The sequence below is a fragment of the Shewanella sp. 6_MG-2023 genome, from assembly GCF_030547195.1.
GTDB lineage: Bacteria > Pseudomonadota > Gammaproteobacteria > Enterobacterales > Shewanellaceae > Shewanella.
The window spans coordinates 1-3,887 of the sequence record NZ_JAUOQU010000059.1 but is presented as its reverse complement, the minus strand read 5'-3'; the positions used below and the strand labels follow the sequence as shown (position 1 = coordinate 3,887).

Below are 3,887 nucleotides of genomic sequence, written 5' to 3'. Positions count from 1 at the left end.
CTATCTTGTACGCTCGCCAATGTCGGGCGTATTGTTAGTGATGCATTGACATCCACGACAGGTAAGTTGTAGCGCTGCGTTGCTATATTTTGCATTTCCATTCGCGCGTGCAAACTGTCGGCAATATTCATATCATCAACATTTAAATAATGGGGCTCCATGCCCTGTTGCCTCAATTCTCGCAGTAGCTTTTGGGTGTGGCCGCATGAGTCTCGCCCGTAAACAGCGACATAAGGTTCACTATACAAAGGGGGCAAGCTAGGTTTTGGGCCAAAGTCTTGCCAGGCTTTATAGAGGCACAAACTCAGCAAGGTAAATAGCATGAGTTTTTTCAAAATTTAATTTCCTTTAAAGTTAATTCAAGCCATTACAAATCTGATGAACGTTTAAATGGCTTGAATATACCCTTATCTATAAGATGGTTTTGTGAGCCAATATTAAATATACTAACGAATTTTGGATACTCGTTATCTTTATAAGAAAATTCCCCCAGAATAACTCCAAGCTCTAAGAAGAGAATTTCACTGTCACAGGTATAATTTTTTTTATCGAACTCATAAAGATGATTCTCTAATGATGCGCATTGAATAAGTCCACCACCATTAAGTGTAAAATCATCACTATCAAAAACATCTACAAGTACATTTATGACTGAGCCATTCTTAATGTTATCAAAACAAACAACAATTAAGCGATTAGATGATAAGAGGTACTTATGCACTAAATGATTACTCGGATTTACGTCCTTATCCATCGGTTTACCCAGTATTTGTTCAACATCATGGGGGAACATTCCCAACGTAATCCCCATAATACTCGAGTATGAAACGATATCGATTTTCATGCTTATATTCCTCACTAGCAGCCTAAATTGGCTATCGCATTTTTCTTTTGTCCTGTACGGCTTGAATGCTGATTTTGCGGTAACATCCCAGCGCCATATGCATAATCCAGCATTTCACCAATTGCGCCATTATACTTGCGTTGATTTCCTGATTTGTTACCTGCAGCCCTTCTAGCGTCCCTGATTTCTTTGGCGAATGCATCTCGTCCGTAAACAGCAACATAAGGCTCATTATACAAAGGGGGCAAGGCAGGCTTTGGGCCAAAGTCCTGCCAGGCTTTATAAAGGCAAAATCCAATTAATAAGAGCAACAGTCCTTGTTTCATTATTTTTCCTATTAAGGTATTTTTTAGCGCTAACTTTTCTTACTCACATCTGCAAACCAAGGTTTGATAGGCTTTTTCACCTTAGGTAATAGATCGCTCAACTTTAACCGCCGATCAGTTACAACCGTATTAAACGCCTCTTGCAAGGGCACAAATTTACCCGCTTTCACCCCCTGCTGTTCAAGCTTTGCTTTTGCTTCAGCGTTCAGCACTATATATCTCGATAAAAAGCGGCAATTGGTGAATTCGAACACATCATATTGCGCTGCAACTGCGGTAAGCGCGATATGGCCTGTGGGCAATATGTCTCCCTCTCTATCCAGTTGATACTCTGAACTTTGCTCATCATAAAATATAAACTGCGGGTCTTGTTGTACGCCTTTTAACCACTCGCCACGCTCAAATGCGATATAGAAATAATCGTGCTCGGTTTGCTTGCCTTGCATATAAACGGTTAAGCGCTTCTTAAAGTGCGGCGCTAACCTGAGGTTATCGAGTATTGCCATTATCTCAGCAGACACGATGTGCCCATCAAACTTACAATAATCAAACAACAAGGGTTCTGGTTTATTAAAATTCCAAAAAATTTCATCACTAGCGATGTCTTTAACCTTAGACGGAAAACGAAATTGATTAGGCTTGACAGGAAGCTTGATGTCAGGCTCTAGTGCCAAAATACCATAAGGACAAATAGAACAATAAGGGCTAGCCTTATCATTCATTAATACAAAATACTCATCTGACATTAATTTACCCTCCCGCACCCATTTGAAAAATCACCATTAAACAATCCATTTTTTAGTTTCATTTGCTCTTTACGCACAGCGTCGCGCGCTTGCCTTTTATCATATTTACCGTCATAAAAATCATCCTGAATTTTATTTAGCCTTCCATTCACCTCCTCAGAGTAGTTGGAATGTGAGCCACTATGATAAGCTTTCGGTCCACCAGGCGTTACCCCTGCAGCGCTGTTAGGTAACAAGATGCCATTTTCAGGCTTATTTTTTCTACCGCCCATTCCAATATCATTCAAAAAACCTTGATTTCTACCCCAAATGTCTTGAGGGATGACATGGTGGCCTTGCATGCCATCACCGACTTTGCCGCCGAGTTTTCTGAGTTTAGTATTCTTAGCATTGGAGATATTTTATTTAGGTTCTGGTAGGGCAAAAGGCAAGACCTGACCCCGTTTTCCAAAAGGCTTAATAACCCGATAAAACAATTCGTTTGCCACTGTTGCATTTTAGTGCCTATTCCTTGAGCCATCACGCTTTATCCCTTCACTATCTTTTATGGTGTTGCCATGTTTTCCATGCAACCAAACTGTTTATTGGTTTAAAAAGCTATCTTGTACACTCGCCAATGTCGGGCGTATTGTTAATGATGCATTGACATCCACCACGGGTAAGTCGTAGCGCTGTGTGGGGATGTTTTGCATCTCCATTCGCGCGTGCAAACGGTCGGCAATATTCATATCATCAACATTTAAATAATGGGGCTCAATGCCCTGTTGCCTCAATTCTCGCAGTAGCTTTTGGGTGTGGCCGCATGAGTCTCGCCCGTAAACAGCAATATAAGGCTCATTATACAAAGGGGGCAAGGCAGGCTTTGGGCCAAAGTCCTGCCAGGCTTTATAGAGGCAAAATCCAAGAAATATGACCAACAGTCCTTGTTTCATTATTTTTCCTGTTAAGAAGTTTGTTTTTAGTGCTAACTTTTCTTGCTCACATCTGCAAACCAAGGTTTGATGGGCTTTTTCACCTTAGGTAATAAATCGCTTAACTTTAACCGCCGATCAGTTACAACCGTATTAAACGCCTCTTGCAAGGGCACAAATTTACCCGCTTTCACCCCCTGCTGTTCAAGCTTTGCTTTTGCTTCAGCGTTCAGCACTATATATCTCGATAAAAAGCGACAATTGGTGAACTCGAACACATCATATTGCGCTGCAACCTCTGTAAGCGCGATATGGCCTGTTGGCAATGGAAGTCCATTCCTATCCAGCTGATACTCTGACTCTTGCTCATCATAAAATATAAACTGCGGGTCTTGTTGTACGCCTTTGAGCCACTCACCACGCTCAAATGCGATATAGAAATAATCGTGCTCGGTTTGCTTGCCTTGCATATAAACGGTTAAGCGCTTCTTAAAGTGCGGCGCTAACCTGAGACTATCGAGTATTGCCATCACCTCAGCAGACACAATGTGTCCATGCTCTTCACAATAATCAAACAGCAAGGGTTCAGGTTTATTAAAATTCCAAAAAATTTCATCACTAGCGATGTCATTAACTTTAGACGGAAAACGAAATTGATTAGGCCTCACAGGAAGCTTGATGTCAGGCTCAAGCGCTAAAATGCCATGAGGGCAAATAGAACAATAAGGGCTAGCCGTATCATTCATTAATAGAAAATACTCATCTGACATTAATTTACCCTCCCACACCCATTTGAAAAGTCACCATTAAATAGTCCATTTTTTAGTGTCATTTGCTCTTTACGCACAGCGTCGCGCGCTTGCCTTTTATCATATACACCATCATCAAAATCATTCTTAATGTCCTGTAGTCTGCCATCTACATTTTTAGAGTAATTGTCATGTGGGCCTCGGTGATAGGTCTGCGCACCACCAGGCACTATTCCTGCAGCGCTGTTAGGTAACAAGATGCCATTTTCAGGCTTATTTTTTCTACCGCCCATTCCAATATCATTCAAAAA

The 3,887-nt window shown here is 41.2% G+C and carries 8 protein-coding genes; all 8 read right to left on the bottom strand.

Annotated elements, in window-relative coordinates; all coding sequences use genetic code 11:
* Positions 1-335 (bottom strand): glutaredoxin domain-containing protein (locus Q4533_RS19465; RefSeq protein ID WP_303503887.1); only part of this gene is annotated, 335 nt, incomplete at its 3' end.
* A gap of 32 nt (positions 336-367) precedes the next feature.
* Positions 368-844 (bottom strand): hypothetical protein, encoded by a 477-nt coding sequence (locus Q4533_RS19460; RefSeq protein WP_303503885.1) that lies wholly within the window; start codon positions 842-844, stop codon positions 368-370.
* A 14-nt stretch (positions 845-858) separates the two neighbouring features.
* The gene (locus Q4533_RS19455) at positions 859-1,170 is read right to left on the bottom strand and encodes a hypothetical protein (RefSeq protein ID WP_303503883.1); all 312 of its coding nucleotides are present in this window, start codon (positions 1,168-1,170) and stop codon (positions 859-861) included.
* Between the two features lie 29 nt (positions 1,171-1,199).
* Complete coding sequence (locus Q4533_RS19450; protein ID WP_303503881.1) at positions 1,200-1,916, bottom strand: Imm43 family immunity protein; 717 nt, start codon at positions 1,914-1,916, stop codon at positions 1,200-1,202.
* Positions 1,916-2,314 (bottom strand): AHH domain-containing protein, encoded by a 399-nt coding sequence (locus Q4533_RS19445; protein WP_303503889.1) that lies wholly within the window; start codon positions 2,312-2,314, stop codon positions 1,916-1,918. Before Q4533_RS19445 ends, Q4533_RS19450 begins: the two co-directional genes overlap by 1 nt.
* Before the next feature lie 183 nt (positions 2,315-2,497).
* Positions 2,498-2,848 carry a hypothetical protein gene (locus Q4533_RS19440; RefSeq protein ID WP_303503879.1) on the bottom strand — a complete coding sequence of 117 codons (351 nt, stop codon included), beginning with the start codon at positions 2,846-2,848 and terminating at the stop codon, positions 2,498-2,500.
* 32 nt (positions 2,849-2,880) lie between these two features.
* Entirely contained in the window at positions 2,881-3,597 is a 717-nt protein-coding gene (locus Q4533_RS19435) for a hypothetical protein (RefSeq protein WP_303503878.1), read from the bottom strand.
* Positions 3,597-3,887 (bottom strand): AHH domain-containing protein (locus tag Q4533_RS19430; RefSeq protein ID WP_303503876.1); only part of this gene is annotated, 291 nt, incomplete at its 5' end. The genes Q4533_RS19435 and Q4533_RS19430, both read right to left, overlap by 1 nt.